Source organism: Desulfitobacterium dichloroeliminans LMG P-21439 (genome assembly GCF_000243135.2).
In the GTDB taxonomy this organism is placed as follows: Bacteria; Bacillota; Desulfitobacteriia; order Desulfitobacteriales; family Desulfitobacteriaceae; genus Desulfitobacterium; species Desulfitobacterium dichloroeliminans.
Genome location: NC_019903.1, coordinates 2,511,981 through 2,529,828 on the forward strand (window position 1 = coordinate 2,511,981; position 17,848 = coordinate 2,529,828).

At 45.4% G+C, this 17,848-nt stretch carries 19 protein-coding genes; all 19 read right to left on the reverse strand.

The window, feature by feature from the left end:
• Nucleotides 1-9 precede the first annotated feature (9 nt).
• The gene (locus DESDI_RS11950; protein WP_015262870.1) at nt 10-1,731 is read right to left on the reverse strand and encodes a GspE/PulE family protein; all 1,722 of its coding nucleotides are present in this window, start codon (nt 1,729-1,731) and stop codon (nt 10-12) included.
• A gap of 177 nt (nt 1,732-1,908) precedes the next feature.
• On the reverse strand, nt 1,909-2,337 hold the full coding sequence (locus DESDI_RS11955; protein WP_015262871.1) for a type II secretion system protein: 429 nt from the start codon (nt 2,335-2,337) through the stop codon (nt 1,909-1,911).
• A gap of 210 nt (nt 2,338-2,547) precedes the next feature.
• The gene (locus tag DESDI_RS11960; RefSeq protein ID WP_015262872.1) at nt 2,548-2,799 is read right to left on the reverse strand and encodes a DUF4911 domain-containing protein; all 252 of its coding nucleotides are present in this window, start codon (nt 2,797-2,799) and stop codon (nt 2,548-2,550) included.
• Nucleotides 2,796-4,085 (reverse strand): peptidase U32 family protein, encoded by a 1,290-nt coding sequence (locus DESDI_RS11965; protein WP_015262873.1) that lies wholly within the window; start codon nt 4,083-4,085, stop codon nt 2,796-2,798. Before DESDI_RS11965 ends, DESDI_RS11960 begins: the two co-directional genes overlap by 4 nt.
• A gap of 101 nt (nt 4,086-4,186) precedes the next feature.
• Nucleotides 4,187-5,212: an endolytic transglycosylase MltG gene (gene mltG / locus DESDI_RS11970; RefSeq protein ID WP_015262874.1), complete on the reverse strand. Its 1,026-nt coding sequence runs from the start codon at nt 5,210-5,212 to the stop codon at nt 4,187-4,189.
• A gap of 44 nt (nt 5,213-5,256) precedes the next feature.
• Nucleotides 5,257-6,564 (reverse strand): VanW family protein, encoded by a 1,308-nt coding sequence (locus DESDI_RS11975; protein WP_015262875.1) that lies wholly within the window; start codon nt 6,562-6,564, stop codon nt 5,257-5,259.
• Nucleotides 6,565-6,717: 153 nt separating this feature from the next.
• On the reverse strand, nt 6,718-7,026 hold the full coding sequence (locus DESDI_RS11980) for a DUF1292 domain-containing protein (RefSeq protein WP_015262876.1): 309 nt from the start codon (nt 7,024-7,026) through the stop codon (nt 6,718-6,720).
• A 117-nt stretch (nt 7,027-7,143) separates the two neighbouring features.
• Nucleotides 7,144-7,560 carry a Holliday junction resolvase RuvX gene (gene ruvX / locus DESDI_RS11985; RefSeq protein ID WP_015262877.1) on the reverse strand — a complete coding sequence of 139 codons (417 nt, stop codon included), beginning with the start codon at nt 7,558-7,560 and terminating at the stop codon, nt 7,144-7,146.
• Nucleotides 7,561-7,585: 25 nt separating this feature from the next.
• The gene (locus DESDI_RS11990) at nt 7,586-8,578 is read right to left on the reverse strand and encodes an aldo/keto reductase (RefSeq protein WP_041219451.1); all 993 of its coding nucleotides are present in this window, start codon (nt 8,576-8,578) and stop codon (nt 7,586-7,588) included.
• Nucleotides 8,579-8,682: 104 nt separating this feature from the next.
• Complete coding sequence (locus DESDI_RS11995) at nt 8,683-8,946, reverse strand: IreB family regulatory phosphoprotein (protein WP_015262879.1); 264 nt, start codon at nt 8,944-8,946, stop codon at nt 8,683-8,685.
• A 166-nt stretch (nt 8,947-9,112) separates the two neighbouring features.
• The gene (gene alaS / locus DESDI_RS12000; RefSeq protein ID WP_041219453.1) at nt 9,113-11,749 is read right to left on the reverse strand and encodes an alanine--tRNA ligase; all 2,637 of its coding nucleotides are present in this window, start codon (nt 11,747-11,749) and stop codon (nt 9,113-9,115) included.
• A gap of 396 nt (nt 11,750-12,145) precedes the next feature.
• Nucleotides 12,146-13,189, reverse strand: coding sequence for an AI-2E family transporter (locus DESDI_RS12005; RefSeq protein WP_015262881.1), 1,044 nt, complete (start codon nt 13,187-13,189; stop codon nt 12,146-12,148).
• 192 nt (nt 13,190-13,381) lie between these two features.
• Nucleotides 13,382-13,513 carry a hypothetical protein gene (locus DESDI_RS18430; protein ID WP_015262882.1) on the reverse strand — a complete coding sequence of 44 codons (132 nt, stop codon included), beginning with the start codon at nt 13,511-13,513 and terminating at the stop codon, nt 13,382-13,384.
• Nucleotides 13,514-13,536: 23 nt separating this feature from the next.
• Nucleotides 13,537-13,731, reverse strand: a complete 195-nt coding sequence (locus DESDI_RS12010) for a hypothetical protein (RefSeq protein ID WP_015262883.1) — start codon at nt 13,729-13,731, stop codon at nt 13,537-13,539.
• The gene (locus DESDI_RS12015) at nt 13,728-14,222 is read right to left on the reverse strand and encodes a PRC-barrel domain-containing protein (protein WP_015262884.1); all 495 of its coding nucleotides are present in this window, start codon (nt 14,220-14,222) and stop codon (nt 13,728-13,730) included. The genes DESDI_RS12010 and DESDI_RS12015 overlap by 4 nt, the downstream gene beginning before the upstream one ends.
• Before the next feature lie 107 nt (nt 14,223-14,329).
• Nucleotides 14,330-15,457 carry a tRNA 2-thiouridine(34) synthase MnmA gene (gene mnmA, locus DESDI_RS12020; protein WP_015262885.1) on the reverse strand — a complete coding sequence of 376 codons (1,128 nt, stop codon included), beginning with the start codon at nt 15,455-15,457 and terminating at the stop codon, nt 14,330-14,332.
• A 13-nt stretch (nt 15,458-15,470) separates the two neighbouring features.
• Nucleotides 15,471-15,845: a Fe-S cluster assembly scaffold protein NifU gene (gene nifU / locus DESDI_RS12025; protein WP_015262886.1), complete on the reverse strand. Its 375-nt coding sequence runs from the start codon at nt 15,843-15,845 to the stop codon at nt 15,471-15,473.
• A gap of 16 nt (nt 15,846-15,861) precedes the next feature.
• Nucleotides 15,862-17,061 (reverse strand): cysteine desulfurase NifS, encoded by a 1,200-nt coding sequence (gene nifS / locus DESDI_RS12030; protein ID WP_015262887.1) that lies wholly within the window; start codon nt 17,059-17,061, stop codon nt 15,862-15,864.
• A gap of 66 nt (nt 17,062-17,127) precedes the next feature.
• Entirely contained in the window at nt 17,128-17,568 is a 441-nt protein-coding gene (locus DESDI_RS12035; protein ID WP_015262888.1) for an RrF2 family transcriptional regulator, read from the reverse strand.
• Nucleotides 17,569-17,848: the final 280 nt, after the last annotated feature.

Genomic DNA, 17,848 nt, shown 5'->3' on the forward strand with positions numbered 1-17,848 from the left:
ATCCACCCACTACTCATTCACATATGTCACACGTAGTAGCTCTTCGATTGTTGTTACTCCACTAATCACCAAATCAACAGCCGACATTTTCAAAGTGGTCATGCCCTGCTCCACAGCATAAGCACGCAACTCATCAGCTGTGGCTCCTTTATCAATTAAATTTCTATGTCCTCTAGATATAGGCATAATTTCAAAGATAGCCGTACGTCCTTTATATCCTGATTCATGGCAATAGGTGCATCCCCCTCCCCGTTTCAAAAGCAAAGGTTCATCCTGGGAACGACCCAATAATGCATAGTCCTTCGGCTCAGCAGGATATTCTTGGCTACAGTTGGGGCAGATCTTGCGCACAAGACGTTGAGAAATGATCCCAACGACTGAGGCAGAAATCAAAAACGGCTCAATATCCATATCAACCAAACGGGTCACGGCACTGGGAGCATCATTCGTATGAATGGTGGATAAGACGAGATGTCCCGTCAAAGCGGAACGAACAGCTATCTCTGCAGTTTCATTATCCCGCATCTCCCCAACCATGATGATGTCGGGGTCCTGACGAAGAATGGAACGCAGACCCCTAGCAAAGGTCAAGCCCGCTTTCGGGTTGACTTGGATCTGGTTAACTCCTTTAAAATTATACTCCACCGGATCCTCAAGGGTAATAATATTTTTCTCAGGAGTATTGAGTTGATTAAGAGCCGTATACAGGGTAGTTGTTTTGCCACTTCCCGTGGGGCCAGTGACTAGAACAATTCCGTAAGGCTTCGCTATCAACTCATCAAAACTCTCCAAATCATCGCCATGAATACCTAGAGCTGATTTCTCCAAAATCACTGAGCTCTTATCTAAAATCCGCAGAACCACTTTCTCTCCGTACATGGTAGGAGCCGTAGAAACCCGCAGGTCAATCATCTTTTTCCCTACCAGATAGGTTATGCGACCATCCTGAGGTAGTCGTCGCTCGGCAATGTTCATATCCGCCATTATCTTAACCCGACTCACCACAGGACCGGCCATGCCGACCGGTGTCCTCATAATCTCTCTAAGAACTCCATCAATGCGAAAACGAACCCTTAATTCATCATCAACGGGTTCGATATGAATATCGCTCGCAAAATTATTAACAGCATTTTCGATGATTGTGTTTAAAAACTTAATGATAGGGGTCGTTTCTTCATCCGCTGCCTCTACCCCCGAGTGAACCGTTGCTAGCACTGATACTTGAGAGGTGGCTGCGACTTGATCATAGCCTGTTTGCTTGACGAAATCACTGACTGCTTTGACCGCTTCACTCCGACCGTAGAAACGATCGATGGCCCGGAGAATGTCTACTTTCTTCGCTACACAAGACTTAATCATCACTCCTGAGGCCAAACGAATGTCATCCAAGGCATAGTAATCTGTAGGATCACTGGAGGCCACCAAAAGCTGACCATTAGAAAATTCCACAGGCAAAACAGTATATTTACGGGCCACCGCTTCAGGGATCATCTTGAGAATATTCTCTGTGACAACGATACGGTTTAGATCAACGGAAGGGAGCCCCAATTGCTTTTGAATTGTGCGGAGGATATCTTCTTCGGGAACGAAGTTTTGGCGGACAAGAACTTCACCCAAGCGGGAACCCAAAGACTTTTGGAGTTTTAGGGCTTCGATTAGTTGTTCTTCGGTTAGAGCGCCACCAGCTATTAAAATCTCACCGAGGCGTTTGCGTTCCTGCCTGATGGCCATGAGTATTCCCCTCCTTTAATCGCAAATAGGTAATATGTTTATTCAACATCTGATTCAAAAACTATTAGGAGTTTCTGCAACTTTCAAAAGAGGGTGTTTATCAAAACACCCTCTTACAAATAAAGTTCACTTAGATCTAGGCAAAATTCTTGCAATATGCACTTAACATTGCGAATATCAATTACGTCGAACCGTATTTTGGTATAAAATATCTGTTGTTGAAGAGCCATAGCCAGTAATTGTTATCCCACCAGCTGGAGAAGCTGCACCCGTCACTGCAACAACACCCTTAGCAGCAGCATCATCTATTGGAGTAGCAAATATAATAGCAGTGCCATCAAGTGGATTCTCCAACTTATTAGGACCAGTAGTAAACTGTCCTTCAATAACGTCTTCGGCATCAGTTGAATTCTTTGCCCATCTGTCAATATTTGCGACTACATAGGCTTCTACAGACTTAGCATTAGTTGTCACTCCCGCATATTTCGCACTATCCTTAACCCCACCCATTTTAGGCACCAAGACCACAGCTAAAATACCAATTACCGCAATAACAATCATAAGTTCAATGAGTGTGAATCCGCCATCTTTTTTTCTCTTTAACATTGTTTGTCCTCCCTTTTCCTTATTAAATTAATAACAAAGTCCTTCTGGCTAACTCGCTCATATCTAATTCCTCAGAAGTCTGCCGGCATGTTGTTGGGACTATTGCATCATATGCTTTGGTACTTTAGTCCTATCAACTTCTCGCCAACATTATAATACCGTCAGACTAATTCTTAGTCAATAGTAGTTAACAGATAATTGGTAAAATATTTAAGTTTTTATATTAATTTCTATAGGCATAGCCTCAAGGGCCATTTTTAAATCAGGCCAGGTATATTGGGTCGTCTGGATTAGAACTTCACCGGCGTGGCGATCTGTCGTTGTGACGACACCCAGATGACCGAGTCCTTCGACAAACTTTACTAGCATCTGAATTTCCGCACGTGGGACTTGGGCTCGAATAAGAACATCCGAGTCCGCAAAGGGCGTTTTTGTTTTTTCACACATCTTGTCCATACTCATTTCTTGTCCTTCTTCGCTCTTCTTAAAATCGCAAAGGGCGGCAAGGGTTGGGGAAGCTCCAGCTTAACAATCTCTTTGGCATGGCGAGCAACTTCGATTTCTTCCCCTTCTACTGTCCAGATTCCATGGACTTCAAAGGACCAGGGCTCGGCCATGGGTGCAAAGACTTCAAGGATTTCACCTTTTTTGAAGTTGTAGCGCTGCTCTACCCAATATCCCTGACTAAATTCATTTCTGACTTCAGTCGAAATTTTTGGATGTTCGCGGTCATCTGAGGCTAAACCAAAAGCGACAAATTCATAATCACGGATATAATTGGAGCTTTCGATATTATGAGCATCTGCGCCAGGCTTGCCAAAAAAGAATCCTGGAGAGTAATCCCGATGGCTAACCTTATCCATCTCTTCCAGCCAGCCGGGGAGTTTAGCTTGAAACTCTTCCTCTCCCTGATCCCATAAAGTATCGATAGCTTCCCGATAAACCTTCACTGTACTAGATACATAATGAAGGCTTTTCATGCGCCCTTCGATCTTGTAGCTATCAATGTTCAGGGGTTTGAGCAGCGGCAAATGAGGCAGTAAACAAAGATCGTGAGAATTAAAGATATAGGCCCCCCGCTCATCCTCTTCAATGGGAAAAACCTGACCGGGTCTTTTTTCTTCAACTAAGCCATAGTTCCAACGACAAGGCTGAGTGCACTCTCCACGGTTCGCGTCCCGTCCCGTTAGATAGTTGGAGAGGAGACAACGTCCCGAATAGGACATGCACATGGCGCCATGGATGAACATCTCCAATTCCCCGGGAACATTCTCGCGAACGGCTTGAATCTCTTCACAACTTAGTTCGCGAGCAAGGACAATGCGCTCGATTCCCTGCTTTAGCCAAAAGCGCATGCTATAGGAATTGGTATTATTCATCTGGGTGCTTAAGTGCAAAGGCAGTCGCGGAGCAACCTCGCGAGCCAAGGCGATAATGCCCGGATCAGAGACAATGGCCCCATCGACCCCTAAAGCTTCTAGCTGCTTTAAATACTCAGCCATCCCTTCAAAATCTTGCTCATGAGCAAATATATTCACAGTCACGTAGAGTTTGCGGCCTGCTTGATGGGTGTAGAGGACGGCCTCTGCCATTTTCTCCATGGTAAAATTACCGGCATAAGCACGAAGGCCAAAGGCCGGCCCCCCCATGTAAACAGCATCTGCACCAAAAGCGAGGGCAAATTTTAACTTTTCGTAATCCCCTGCCGGAGCGAGGAGTTCGGGTTTTTTATGTTGAAGATCTGGCATTGGTTTAATTCAACCTTTCTATTCAGACAACATCACTATTGTCTTAGTTCCATTATATTTCACTTTTGTTATAGGATTGTGTGCAAAGGGTCACGGATTTGTTAATTCATATACTTAGCCTGATTCTGCAAATGCTCCTGATGGGTCTTCGCAAAAATCGTCTCCCCACTCGGAGTAGCTAAGAAATAAAGGTATTCAGACTCTGTGCTGTTGAGTACTGCATCAAGGGAGGCATGACCTGGACTGGCGATGGGGCTGGGTGGTAGTCCAGGGTATTTATAGGTATTATAAGGTGATTCCACTTGGATATCCTCCAGAGAAAGGACATATTTTTGAGTTCCTAATACATATTGAATCGTAGCACAAGATTGAAGAGCCATATCGATCTCAAGACGATTGAGGAAGATTCCCGCAATAATCGGACGGTCGGCATCCTTACCTGCTTCTTTTTCCACAATCGAAGCCAGAATCACCCAATCCTGAAGGGTCAGGTTCATTTCCGCCAGTTTAGTATTGACTTCAGTAGTGACTTCTTGCTCAAAGCGCTTGAGCATCCTGTTGATATTATCCTTAGGTCTGGCCTCTGGATCAAAGAAATAGGTATCTGGGAAAAGGAAGCCATCCAATCGAGCCCCACCTGTGGGGGTATCTGCCAGAAAAGAATACTCAAAGGGCTCATTTTCAATTGCCTTTTTATACTCTTCCTTAGTTCCCAGTCCCTTGCTGACTAAGGTATCGATAATCTGAGCCGTGGTATACCCTTCCGGAAGGGTGACCTTTACGGTATGCACCACGGGGCCCTCCAGTAATTTATCGAGCAACGCTTGGGGTGTCATGTGGGCAGAGACCTGATATTCTCCAGCCAAAAGTTTTGCATCAGCATTTTGTTGACTGGCTAAAAGCCGAAAGGCTAAAGCATGACGAATGAGCTGCTCCCTTTCCAGTTCTTCAGCAATCTGCGCAGCAGTCATTCCCGGGGTAATGTTGAACTGTACAGCTGCTGGTTGGCTTCCTTCCTCACTATAGGATTGATTCGCCCAATTCCACCAGGCGGTTATCCCCACCCCAATCAGTATAAGAAGTATAAACAATCTACTGAGCAAACCATTAACCCAGCGTTTTCCCATTCTTTCACTCTCTCTTTCCCTGCATGTCCAATGAACCTTGATAATTAGTCAGCACCAATCTTCAAAATTCTATGGGTTGGCGCGTACGTGTCACGGCTAAGGAGTTGTTTTGTTTCTTTTCCTTTCGCATCAGTGACAATTTTCCAAGTCTTCATTATAAATCCCTTGCTCCCATTTTGCTGTTGAACCACAGCACCCGGAAGCAGGTCCGGATCGATTCTTCGCACTGTATGATAATTCAGTTCCTTTTCAATCTCCTTTTCAAAGCGTACCTTGGCGCCAGTCTTTTTACCATAGATTTTAATCGTCAATTTACCTGCTTCCGCTTTGGTGCGCAGATAGACATAGGATTGGGTATCGTTTAATAGTTTCAAATCGAGATTCGGGTAATTAACGGTCGCATCCTGTCCGATAGGAATGTAAGCAACCACAACAGCATGAGGGTGCCTTTCCACAATAGAAAGGTTCGCTAGCAAGGCGGCATTATATAAAGTCGAGGATACTTGACAAATTCCTCCCCCGATTCCTTTCACATATTCATTGTTGATGACGATGTAGGCATCCTTAAAACCCGTTTCCGCTGTCCGAGGTCCGATGGTATCATTAAAGGAAAAAGTATCTCCGGGTTTCAAAACGGTCTTGTCCATTTTCTTAGCGGCTTCCAAAAGATTTGCCGAGCGATTTTTGTCTTGAACATTATATTGGGTGGTGTACTCGCCAATCACTCCATTGAAAGCTAAAGCTTCCAGAGCCTCAGTGGTCGTAGCAGCTGGTAGCTCAACTCTAGTCAAAGGAATCCTATGGGGCAGGGTTGTTACGGAAGCTTCCTTCAGCTCATTAAGAATAGCGTCAACATCAATCGCTTCGCCGCTACTAGCAGGGGTAATCTTGAATTGATCGTTTTCAATCTTAAAGGTCGCATCCACTGCAGAACGGGTTAAATCAGAAAGCTTCTCTTGCAAAGTTTGATTAGCTTTTAAATAATCGAGCGTAAGAATGCTGGTACTTCTCTGACCGGTATTCCTCTGAATTTCTTCCCAAGTCTTCTCAAAATCGAGAGTAATTCCTAACTCTACGGGTGTTAAAAGAATCTCCGTCTCATTGTACACCAAGTAAAGATTTTCTTCCAGCTTGTCCTTAGACCAACTCCGAACCTTCTCCTGGGCCTCTTGGAGCTGTATCCCCCCTAAATCCAAATCCTCCAAAAAGGTACCTGGGGGAAGTTGGTCAAGCGTCTCACGGGAGGAGGTTTCAGGGGCAAGATTTAATAGGCGTGCTTCATTCGTCGTACAACCTAAAAAGGCCATCAAGGTTATTGCTAAACAAAAAATACGTTCCCAACGTCGGCCCATCCTCTTCTCCCCCTTATTACTTATTTGTCTTTTTATTTGTCTTTTTATTTCTCCCTTATAGATTCTGCAATTTCCAGAAAAATATTGAACATAAAATAAAAAAAGCAGTCCAATTCGATATTAAATCGAACTCGACTGCTTTCATGCTTTGTTTTACTCTTCTTCTTCCATGCTTTCCCAAGCATCAGCGACTTTTTCCCACTCTTCGTCATCCTCGATGTCTAGAAGCATCTCGTTGCCTTCCGCATCTTTGCCAAGCTTGAGGATGATAGCCTCATCGACTTCCTCATCTTCCTCAGCAGCGATGGGCATTAAGACAAAATATGTAGATCCTTCAACTTCTAACGTATCGAGGTGGAGAAATTCATGATCATTTCCTTCATCATCCGTCAGAATGATTGTGTCAAATTCTTCGGTGTCATGATCGTGGTCACAATTTGGACCATGCTTATGTTCTGTCATATTGATTCACCTCTTATAAAAAGATATTGTCAAAGATATTGTCATTGTACTCCCCAGGGGGGAGATTGTCAAATGTGATTAACCCTAAGTTCCTCCAAGGAATAGCTACCCCTTATCCTATTCACTTTTTATGCGCAAATGATCCAGATAGCCTTGTAAAATAAAGACCGCGGCCATTTTATCAATCACCTTCTTTCGTTTAGCCCGAGATAGATCCGCCTCAAGCAAAGAACGCTGCGCCCCTATAGTACTAAGGCGTTCATCCCATAAAAGGACAGGCAAGCCATACTCCCCTTTAAGGATTTCCGCAAATTCTTCAGTCATTGTGGCACGGGGCCCTAGGGTTCCGTTCATATTCTTTGGATAACCTAGAATCACCTCATCCACTTCATAGTCATGGATGATTTGTCGCAGTTCTTCTAACTCCTTTTTGGAACGTCGGATGGTCTTAATTCCTTGGGCGGTAAGGAGGAGTGCATCACTAACTGCCACCCCGATCGTACGCTCCCCAAAATCCAAACCTAAAATCCGCATAGACATACCTCCTATTCAGGCTTTATTAGACAATTTTCAAACAAAAATGAGGACATACTCTACCACAATACCCGCAGAGAACGCATTGACTGGAGTCGACTATAGCCTGGACTTGCCCACCCTCATCTATCTCCTCAAGAGATAAAGCACCTTGGGGACAAGTTTCGCAGCAACGACCACAGCCCTGGCACCAATCAGCAATATAGAGTTTCCGTTCTCTATAGGTTACGGCCGCCTTTAGGTCTTCCGAAATCTCTTGCCCCGCAAGGTACCTCAGATTAAAATCCACTTCCTCCTTACTGGACATGCCTAATGCCATGCCTTGGATGGAAGGAGTATTGCGGATGAAGTCTAAAGCCGTATGAGGATGACTAGCTAAATGCCCTCCCCCAAAAACCTTCATAGCATAGATGCCGATACCCATTTCGGAGGCGAAGCGGAGGGCGTCAAGCATCTCCTCTAAGCCTCCATCAATAATTCCTAAGCCTTGATGGTTGACAAGGGGGTGAATAACATCCAAGCCCGGTTGGAGAGCCCCGGCCTTCACTGCATCGATAGCATGGGTAGAGATGCCAATATAGCGGACTCGTCCGTCGGCCTTGGCTTTTTGCAATTCCTCCCAAGCCCCTTGGTGCCCTTTAAGGGTCAGAGCACTTTCTTGCTCATGAAGAAGAAAGAAATCAATCACATCCCGATTTAAGCCAACTCTAGCTCGTTCAAGGCATTTTGCCATCTCTTCTGCAGTCACTGCATAAGATTTGCTCACTACTTTTACATCGGGGTATCCCTGAAGAGCTTGGGCAATCTGGGGGTAATTATCGTATATCTCCGCAGTATCGATCCAATTAATGCCTTGCTCCAAAGCATAGCGAAGGACCTGCACTCCTTCAGCAAAGGTCACTCGCCCCTGCAAAGGAGAAATAGCCAAACTCCCAAAACACACCTCGGATACTTCAGGTCCCCACCAGCCTAGTTTAACCTGTCTCACGTTCGGCTTCACTTCCTTTAACACGATCATCCCGGGAGAGGGGCAGGTCCTTCGGACCTTCTTCCCTTAGGATGAAATAAAAAACTGTATAGCCGCACAGAAACCCTCAGCTTGAAGTGAGGGTTTCTGAGTAATTACTTGTTGTTAACTTCCTTGTTTAAATACGAACGTACAAGCTCTTCCAAGAGTTCATAGCGTTCCAGCTTTCGGATCAGGGTTCGCGCTTGATTATGGCTCGTAATATAGACCGGATCCCCCGACATCAAATACCCTACCAGTTGATTGATCGGGTCATACCCTTTTTCTTCTAAAGCCACATACACTTGTTGTAAAATTTCCTCGGGCGAGGCGTCTCCCCCTTGCGATTTAAACATCATAGTGTGTTCTGAATGATCCATTGGCGTTCCCCCTTGTGCAGTCCGCGTTCAATAGCAGATACAATTAAAGCATTAAGTGAATAATTCTCTCATACCGAGCGATTTCCCTTTATTTTTGCAAAGAAAACTTTGCTGGCGCGAAGCACCGCGAAGGCGGCTACTTAGTCTCTCTTAGGCACTCAGAAGCTTATCCTTTAGATGACAAAAAACTTTTCAGGATAGCCGGGACCTGATCGAGGGCCTCGCCGAGCTTAGCGGGATCTTTTCCTCCGGCTTGCGCCATATCAGGACGACCACCGCCACCGCCGCCGGTAATTTTGGCCACTTCCTTAATAATCTGCCCCGCATGCAGCCCGCTTAAACCTGTCGGTGTTACAACAGTTACCCAGTTGACCTTTCCTTCGGAAGCTGCCCCCAGGACGAGAACTCCCGACTTCATCTTATCCTTTAAAAGGTCAGCCGTATTGCGGAGTGCATCCATATCTTGAGCAGATACTTTAGTTGCCAGAACCGGGACCCCTTCAACCTCTTTCACTTGTTGCAAAAGGGACTCCACTTCAGATTTGGCCACCTTGGCATTGAGCTGCTGGACTTCCTTCTCCAAATCCTTTATTTGAGCTAACATGCCTTGGATGCGTTTACTCAGATCGGCCGGTTGGGCTTTGAGAAGTTGAGCAATCTCCAGTAGTTGATCATTGAAGGAGCGCATGGTGTTGAGCGCTTCTACTCCGGCTACTGCTTCAATCCGTCTTAAGCCGGCACCGATGCCGCCTTCAGAGACAATCTTAACCAGGCCAATATCTCCCGACGCGTGGATATGAGTTCCTCCGCATAGCTCTTTAGAGAAATCTCCCATGGAGACCACTCGCACGGTATCTCCATATTTTTCGCCAAAGAGTGCCGTAGCCCCATCGGCTTTGGCGGCATCCAAGCTCATCTCCACTACAGCAACAGGCAGATTAGCTAGGACAGCTTCATTGAGCAAATCCTCCACCCTAGTCAATTCCATGGGTGTCAAGGAAGAGAAGTGGGTAAAGTCAAAACGCAAGCGCTCCGGTGTTACGAAGGATCCAGCCTGTTGGACGTGTTCTCCTAACACAGTACGGAGAGCGGATTGGAGCAAGTGAGTGGCGCTGTGATGGCGGGCAGTCGCTTGGCGAGCTTTCTCGTCGACGAGTGCTTCTACTTCATCTCCAAGATTCAATACTCCTTGAGTAACGATGAAATGATGATAGAGGGTCCCCGTGACACCCTTTTTCACTTCGGTGAGCTTGGCCTCAGCGCGCTGAGTCCGAATCATCCCTCGATCTGAAGTCTGACCGCCACTTTCCGCGTAGAAGGGGGATTCGGCGAGGAAGACCAAAACTTCGTCTCCTTCAGCAGCATCTTTTACCTCTTCCCCAGCTTGAAACAACGCTTCAATCTTGGTTTTTATAGTGAGTTCCTGGTATCCACGGAAAGGTGTTGTACCTAAAGCTTTTGCTTTTTCGGAAATAGCAGCACTTTCTTGAACCGCTCTCATCTGTTGAGATTGCTCCTTAGCCAGACGGCGATGCTCTTCAGCCGCAAGGTTAAAGCCTTCCATATCCACACTCATATCTTGCTCGAGGAGCATTTCTTCAGTCAGTTCTACGGGGAAGCCATAGGTTTCATACAGCGAGAAGGCATCCGCGCCGCTAAGCGCTGTTACTCCTGCTTCCTGAAGAGACTTAACTTTTTCTTGAAGAATTAGCGTACCCTGCTCCAAGGTGGCCTGAAAATTCTTCTCCTCTAAGCGCAGGTGGTTAAGGATGAAGTTTTCATTTTCCTTAAGCTCTGGATAATGATGGCTGTAGTCTCTTTGGATAATCACAAAGATTTGCTCTAAGAAAGGTTTGTCGATACCAAGTAGACGAGCATAACGGATGGCACGACGTAAAATTCGGCGCAACACATAGCCACGACCTTCACTGCCCGGGCGGATACCATCGGACAGCATAAAGGAAACGGCTCGTGTATGATCGGCAACCACTTTCATGGCTACGTCGCTCTTGTCATTGCTATGATATGGTACTCCCGAAAGCTCGGACACCTTATTGATGATGGGTAGGAATAAGTCTGTATCGAAGTTAGAGGCAGCTCCTTGCATAACGGAGGCAATTCGCTCTAAACCCATTCCTGTATCAATATTTTGCTTGGGTAGGGGGGTGAGCATGCCTGATTCATCCCGGTTGTACTGCATAAATACCAGATTCCAGATTTCCAGAAAGCGATCGCAATCACAGCCTATGGCACAATCGAGTTTGCCGCAGCCACGGGATTCCCCAAGATCTACATATATCTCTGAGCAATAGCCACAAGGACCAACCGGTCCGGCGGCCCATAAGTTTTCCGGGTCATAGGCAATTCGATCGGGAGATACTGAGGTTTTTTCAATCCAAAGAGCCTTAGCTTCTTCGTCCTCGGGATGGACGGTAATCCACAGCTGTTCAACCGGTAGCTTGAGGACTTCCGTTACAAATTCCCAAGCCCAGGGAATTGCATCTGATTTAAAATAATCGCCGAAGGAAAAATTCCCAAGCATTTCAAAGAAGGTATGATGACGAGCTGTTTTTCCCACAACCTCTAAATCCGGAGTACGTACACATTTTTGTGATGTGGTGGCTCTTGGAAAGGGAGGTTCGACTTTGCGCATAAAGTACGGTTTGAAGGGAACCATCCCAGCTACTGTAAGAAGCAAGGTTGGGTCATCCTTGGGAATCAAAGATGCACTCGGCAGGATGCGATGACCTTTGGATTCAAAGAATTTCAGGAACATTTCTCTTAGCTGATTACCTGTATACACGTTATTTCCTCCCTCAAAATAGATAAACCCGCCCCTGAAATCAGGGACGGGCATATTACCGTGGTACCACCCTGCTTACTCATCCGGACGTTGGAGGTCAAAAGCCAGAGGTCTGATCTAAGGTTTACTCAATATACCTAATCTCAACTCCTCGCCGGCAGCCTCTGTTCAGAATGAGTCGCTTTGCGACAGTTTACTGTCATCGCACTTAACGCGTGCCTCGTCAAGGTTCTTGCTTGCCCTCGGGAATAGCCTTCATACAAAACTCCTTAGCTTCTTTTCACCCAGCGAAGCTTCTCTGCAAAGGAATGTGGTATTACTCGTTCCGTCATCAGTTTTAATCCGTATTAAAACTCTGAAATTAATCTCAAGTATATCGGAATTGTCAGGAGCTTGTCAACTTTCTCTTTTGATTTCCGGAGAAACTAACCAAAAATAAATATGACGAATCAGCACCCGTATAATTGCAGCGATGGGAACTGAAAAGAGCATTCCCCAAAAGCCGGCAATTTCCCCTCCGGCGAGTAGGGCAAAAATGATCCACAACGGGTGCAATCCCACACTATCCCCCATCAGCTTGGGCGAGATAATACTGCCTTCTAGTTGCTGGACAATGAGGATTACAATAGCTACTTTAATCGCCATAAAAGGAGATTCAATAAGTCCTAGCAGTACCGCCGGGACAGCCCCAATCAGGGGACCAAAGTAAGGAATTAAATCAAATACGCCACATATGACACCAATCAGTAGAGCATAGTCCATACCCATCAGTTTTACTCCGACCCCACTAAGTATCCCGACAATTATGGCCACCGTGAGATTGCCTCGGATAAAGCTACGCACGACATGGCTTATGTCTTGAATCACTCTTTGCCAAGCAACTCGTTTACGTTGGGGAACAATCCGCAAAAAACCCACCTGAAGACGCTTCCAGTCAGCCAATAAATAAATTGCGATCACAGGGGATAAGACGAGAAAGCTCATCGAAGCCAAGAGCTTGGGTAGATTATCTAAAAATTCCTCAAGCCAATTGACCAGAAATGATTCTCCTTCCCCTAAATGTTCATCTAAGGCACTGACCACTTGATTCGGCAATCCGGTAGCTCGGAAATTAGTACGAAAATCTTGAATGAGCTGTTCAAGGGTCTGAAGGGTACTAGGAAGCACCAGAGTGAGCTTGGAAAGCTCGATGTAAAGCATAGGGATAATAAAAAAAACCAGCAAACCTATCGAGCCCAGAATTCCTACGAAGACAATGGCGATTGCTGATTTGCGTCCGGCCCCTCGTTTGACTAAAGACTCTACCACAGGTTCTAATAGATAAGCCAAAATAAAGGCTAGGATAAAAGGGCTGAGAATAGTACGAACGGAAAGGATGAATAGGAAGCTCACGACGACTATACTCACCAAAAAAATCCAACGCCATTTTTCCTTCTTCATAGTCTCCTCCACCCCTCTTTAGCATTGTAATACCCCATACAGAATTGATTTATACCTAGAAAGAGATGACTGCCCAGAAAAGAGATCTTCCGTTTATCCGTGGTGCGTCTAAAAGTAAGAGCGCAAGAAAAGCACTTAGCTTTCTCACGCTCTTACTGATTAAGGATGTCTTTTACTTGCTTTGGAGAGACTTTAGAGTTTCATCCTTTTCATACCCTTACGCATCATAGACAGCGTTCTGTTTTTCGGACGCATCATGTAACTAACGGTCATACCCAGAATGCTACCTGCCACGATTCCTCCAATGACTTGTCCTGACTTCAAGGTATATCCCTCCTTATTTTCTTTTACTCCATGGCAGCCTCGCTCACAACTTCATTCATTGCTTGGTCTTGCCAAGCAACTAAGGAGCCGTCTTCGGCTAAGTCATACACGACCACTTTATCCATGGCGCTGGTGAATTCTACACAGCAATCCCAACAATAAAACTGGCCTACTCCTACCTTGCCGATAGCACGACCACTACAAACCGGACAATTCATGATAGTGAACCCCCTTCTTTTCCTTGGTCCCAGGGGGATACCTGGTCTTCAACGATTAAGACATCTTTCCCGTCTACCATAACGTTAGCCTGTAGTATCGTGCCACGGCCTTCTAATAAATCGGAAAAAAGGCCATCAGAAACTTCGAAACCAACAATATTTTCAGCTGAATCATCAAGAAAGACATCCTCAATCGTGCCCTTTGCTTCCCCGCCTTGGGTAAAAACTTGATTCCCAACCTTTTGTGACCATTTAACCCCGTGTATCCTTTGAACCACATGGTCACTTACCGTTAAGGCATCTTTCCCTACAGTAGCAACAATTTCACGCGGGATGCCTCTTTCAGAGTGGAAAATATGAGCGTTTTCCAAGAGAATGCCGCTAATTTTCCTGCTGCTTTCATCGAAAACCACATCTTTTACCCAGCCAATCTGGTCTCCGCTTTTTGAACATAAAACAGGTAAACCAACGATTTCTCGTGTTCTACGCATTTTTCCCCTCCCTTCGAAACTTCATGGTTCTATGCTACTATGCCCGTTTTTTATAGTATTCATGCAAATTTTTTTCTGGGAAATACAAGTCCTTTCACTAGGTCCCTTTATTCACTCCGGGGGTCTGAGATAATCTTTCCACCACCAATGACGAGGTCGTCTTGATAAAAGACCACGGCTTGTCCGGGAGTAATTGCACGTTGTGGGGTTGCAAACTCTACCCGGACCACAGAACCGATTGCTCCGGGTATTGACTCAGGATTCTGGACGGTCATGATTTTCGCAGGTGCAAGAGGGGCTTTGTAGCGGATTTTAGCCTGTACATCCAGTGAATCTTGAAGCTCAGAAATGGCTATCCAATTCATATCCGTAGCCAAAAGAGAAGTCGCATAAACTTCTTGATCTTCACCTAAAACCACTTCATTACGCTCTACATTAAAACCAATGACGAACATTGGCTTGCCAAAGGTTACTCCCAGTCCTTTGCGTTGACCTACTGTATAGTTGACCAAGCCTTGATGGAGTCCCAGCACCTTCCCTTGACTGTCAACAAAATTACCGGATCTAATCTTATCTGGAGACCGTTCACGAATGAAGGATATATAATCATCATCGGGAATAAAGCATATCTCCTGACTGTCCGGCTTCCGTGAGACACGGATCAATCCTCTCTCTGCAGCCATCTCACGAATATGCTCTTTCTTATACTCAGCCAATGGGAACAAAGTTCCTTTCAGCTGATCCTGGGTCATGTTATAGAGCATATAGGTTTGGTCCTTCCAGGTGTCCTCAGGTCGGCTCAAAAGATAGCGTCCACTCTGGGGATCTTGAAGAACTTTAGCATAATGCCCTGTAGCCAAATAATCAGCTCCCAAACTTCGGGCCTTTCTTAAAAACTCCCCCCAACGGACAACCCGATTGCACATGGTGCAAGGATTCGGTGTTTCCCCGCTTAGGTAAGAATTTGTAAAGTAATCGATGACATTTTCCTCAAAAATTGCGCGAAAGTTTAAGACATAATGAGGTATTCCCAATTGATGGGCTACCCGACGGGCATCATCTATGGCTGTAATGGAGCAGCAGCCTCCCACATCGTCCGGGCCTCCCGAGGGCATGGTTTGCAGGGTTATCCCGATGACATCATAGCCCTTTTCCTTAAGCAAAGCGGCGGCCATGGAACTATCCACACCGCCGCTCATGCCCACCACTACCTTCTTCTTTTCGGTAAGTGTCATTTCATCTTCATCCTTATGCCTTTTGATGTTTCTCGTGATAATCTTTAATGGCTTCATGTAGCGCATCAGCAGCTAAGTTCGAGCAGTGCATCTTCGCCGGAGGAAGTCCATCAAGGGCTTCAGCAACAGCTGCGTTAGTGATTTGCAGAGCTTCTTCAATGGTTTTACCTTTTACCATTTCGGTCACCATACTACTGGTGGCTACCGCTGCCCCGCAGCCAAAGGTCTTAAATTTCACGTCTTTAATAATATCGCCTTCGACATCTAAATAAATACGCATAATGTCGCCACATTTAGCATTACCCACTTCACCGACACCGTCAGCATTTTCTATTTCGCCTACATTACGTGGATTCGTAAAATGATCCATTACTTTTTCAGAATACATATCTCTTCACTCCTTATTATTGCGCTTGCGCGTGACTACATTGCCCATGTTTGACTTTATCATAAAGGGGGGACATCATCCGTAAACGATCGACAATCTTAGGTAACTGCTCGAGGACATAATCCACATCTTCTTCCGTGTTCTGATGTCCAAAGGAAAAACGTAAGGATCCATGAGCAATTTCGTGAGTTAATCCCATCGCCAATAAAACATGGGAAGGATCCAGAGATCCTGAGGTACAGGCCGAGCCACTCGAAACGGCAATGCCCATCATATCAAGACTGAGAAGCAGTGCTTCTCCTTCCACGAATTGAATACTCACATTCAAATTACCGGGAAGACGGTTCTCCCCACGGGGTCCATTCAATTTAACATGATCAATCTTTTCCATAATACCTGCAAGAAGCTTATCCCGTAGCTGGCCTTGTCGTATTCCTTCGGCTTCCATCCGCTCGGCAGCCAGATCACAGGCTTTTCCAAACCCAATGATTCCGGGAGTATTCTCCGTACCCGAACGTCGTTTCTTTTCCTGTCCGCCTCCATAGATTCGAGGTACAACCCTTACTCCTCTGCGAATAAAGAGAGCTCCTACCCCTTTGGGTCCATAGATTTTGTGACTGGATACGGTCATAAGGTCAACATTCATTGACTTCACATTAATCGGAATCTTACCAAAGGATTGGACAGCATCCACATGGAAGATAATGCCCTTTTCTCGAGCGAGCTTACCGATCTCGGCAATCGGTTGAATGGTTCCCACTTCATTATTGGCATGCATTATTGAAATCAATATTGTATCGGGACGGATAGCCTTTTCAACTTCCGCAACCGAGATTAATCCTTCTTCGTCTACAGGAACGACGGTGAGTTCATACCCATTCTTTGCTAAAAATTCACAGGCTTCTAAGACTGCGTGATGTTCTACAGCTGAAGTAATGATGTGTTTTCCTTTTTTACTTTGTGCCTCAGCTGCACCGAGGATCGCAAGGTTGTCTGCTTCCGTACCACCGCTAGTGAAGGTGATCTCAGACGGTTCAGCACCGAGGAGCTTGGCTACAGAATCACGTGCGTTTTCTAAGGCAGCTTTAGTTTCCCGTCCAAAGCTATGAACACTGGAAGGGTTTCCGTATTGTTCAGTGTAATAGATCATCATCAGCTTGGCAACTTCAGGATCGACCGGAGTTGTTGCGCTATGGTCAAGATATACTCTCCGCATTGTTGTTCCTCCTAAGTAAACTTGTTTTATTGATTTACTCTGATGAAAGGTATGTTAAAATGGATCTCAATCAGGATTGGCAATAGAGCTCATTGTTTGAGGATCCTTCACTAGATCAGCTAAGGTGATGGAATCCAAGACATCCTCGATTGGGTCACGAACCTTCTCCCGAAGGGTTCGAGTCACACAGTAGTCTGACTTCTGACAGCACTCTGAATCTCCACCAGACTCGCACTCTACCGCTGCAATAGGCCCCTCTAAAACCCTAATGATATCGCCAATTCTAATTTTCTCTGTCTTCTTACCTAAGACATATCCACCCTGTGCTCCTCGAATACTCTTCACCAACCCAGCTTTTCTAAGCCCTGATATTAGTTGTTCGAGATAGTGTTCAGATAGTCCCTGTCGATCAGCGATACTTTTTAGAGAAATCGGACCTTCTCCTGAATTTAAAGCTAGATCAACCATGGCCGTGAGGCCATAGCGGCCTTTTGTAGAAAGCTTCAAATCCCCAACTCCTTTTCAGCGGTTCTTATAGTCCGCTAAGCTCAACTATTGTCACTTATTCTTTTCATCTATATCTTATAAAAACACTCGGGATTTGTCAATATAAACCCGACCATTTTGCTGAGGATTTTTTCTAATTTAATCTCTTTTATCTCTGGTTATTTCGATTTATCATCGTGTTCATAGGAATAAATTATCAAACAATCTTTGCTCACAATTTCTGAGTGATTAGCATCTTTCATGAATTTTTAGATCCTAGCGCTCTTTGGATTAGAAATCT

Coding starts and splice junctions, on each gene's coding strand:
- DESDI_RS11950 (WP_015262870.1), bottom strand. CDS start 1,731: ATGGCCATCAGGCAGGAACGCAAACGCCTCGGTGAGATTTTAATAGCT.
- DESDI_RS11955 (WP_015262871.1), bottom strand. CDS start 2,337: ATGTTAAAGAGAAAAAAAGATGGCGGATTCACACTCATTGAACTTATG.
- DESDI_RS11960 (WP_015262872.1), bottom strand. CDS start 2,799: ATGAGTATGGACAAGATGTGTGAAAAAACAAAAACGCCCTTTGCGGAC.
- DESDI_RS11965 (WP_015262873.1), bottom strand. CDS start 4,085: ATGCCAGATCTTCAACATAAAAAACCCGAACTCCTCGCTCCGGCAGGG.
- mltG (WP_015262874.1), bottom strand. CDS start 5,212: ATGGGAAAACGCTGGGTTAATGGTTTGCTCAGTAGATTGTTTATACTT.
- DESDI_RS11975 (WP_015262875.1), bottom strand. CDS start 6,564: ATGGGCCGACGTTGGGAACGTATTTTTTGTTTAGCAATAACCTTGATG.
- DESDI_RS11980 (WP_015262876.1), bottom strand. CDS start 7,026: ATGACAGAACATAAGCATGGTCCAAATTGTGACCACGATCATGACACC.
- ruvX (WP_015262877.1), bottom strand. CDS start 7,560: ATGCGGATTTTAGGTTTGGATTTTGGGGAGCGTACGATCGGGGTGGCA.
- DESDI_RS11990 (WP_041219451.1), bottom strand. CDS start 8,578: ATGATCGTGTTAAAGGAAGTGAAGCCGAACGTGAGACAGGTTAAACTA.
- DESDI_RS11995 (WP_015262879.1), bottom strand. CDS start 8,946: ATGGATCATTCAGAACACACTATGATGTTTAAATCGCAAGGGGGAGAC.
- DESDI_RS12005 (WP_015262881.1), bottom strand. CDS start 13,189: ATGAAGAAGGAAAAATGGCGTTGGATTTTTTTGGTGAGTATAGTCGTC.
- DESDI_RS12010 (WP_015262883.1), bottom strand. CDS start 13,731: ATGAATTGTCCGGTTTGTAGTGGTCGTGCTATCGGCAAGGTAGGAGTA.
- DESDI_RS12015 (WP_015262884.1), bottom strand. CDS start 14,222: ATGCGTAGAACACGAGAAATCGTTGGTTTACCTGTTTTATGTTCAAAA.
- mnmA (WP_015262885.1), bottom strand. CDS start 15,457: ATGACACTTACCGAAAAGAAGAAGGTAGTGGTGGGCATGAGCGGCGGT.
- nifU (WP_015262886.1), bottom strand. CDS start 15,845: ATGTATTCTGAAAAAGTAATGGATCATTTTACGAATCCACGTAATGTA.
- nifS (WP_015262887.1), bottom strand. CDS start 17,061: ATGCGGAGAGTATATCTTGACCATAGCGCAACAACTCCGGTCGATCCT.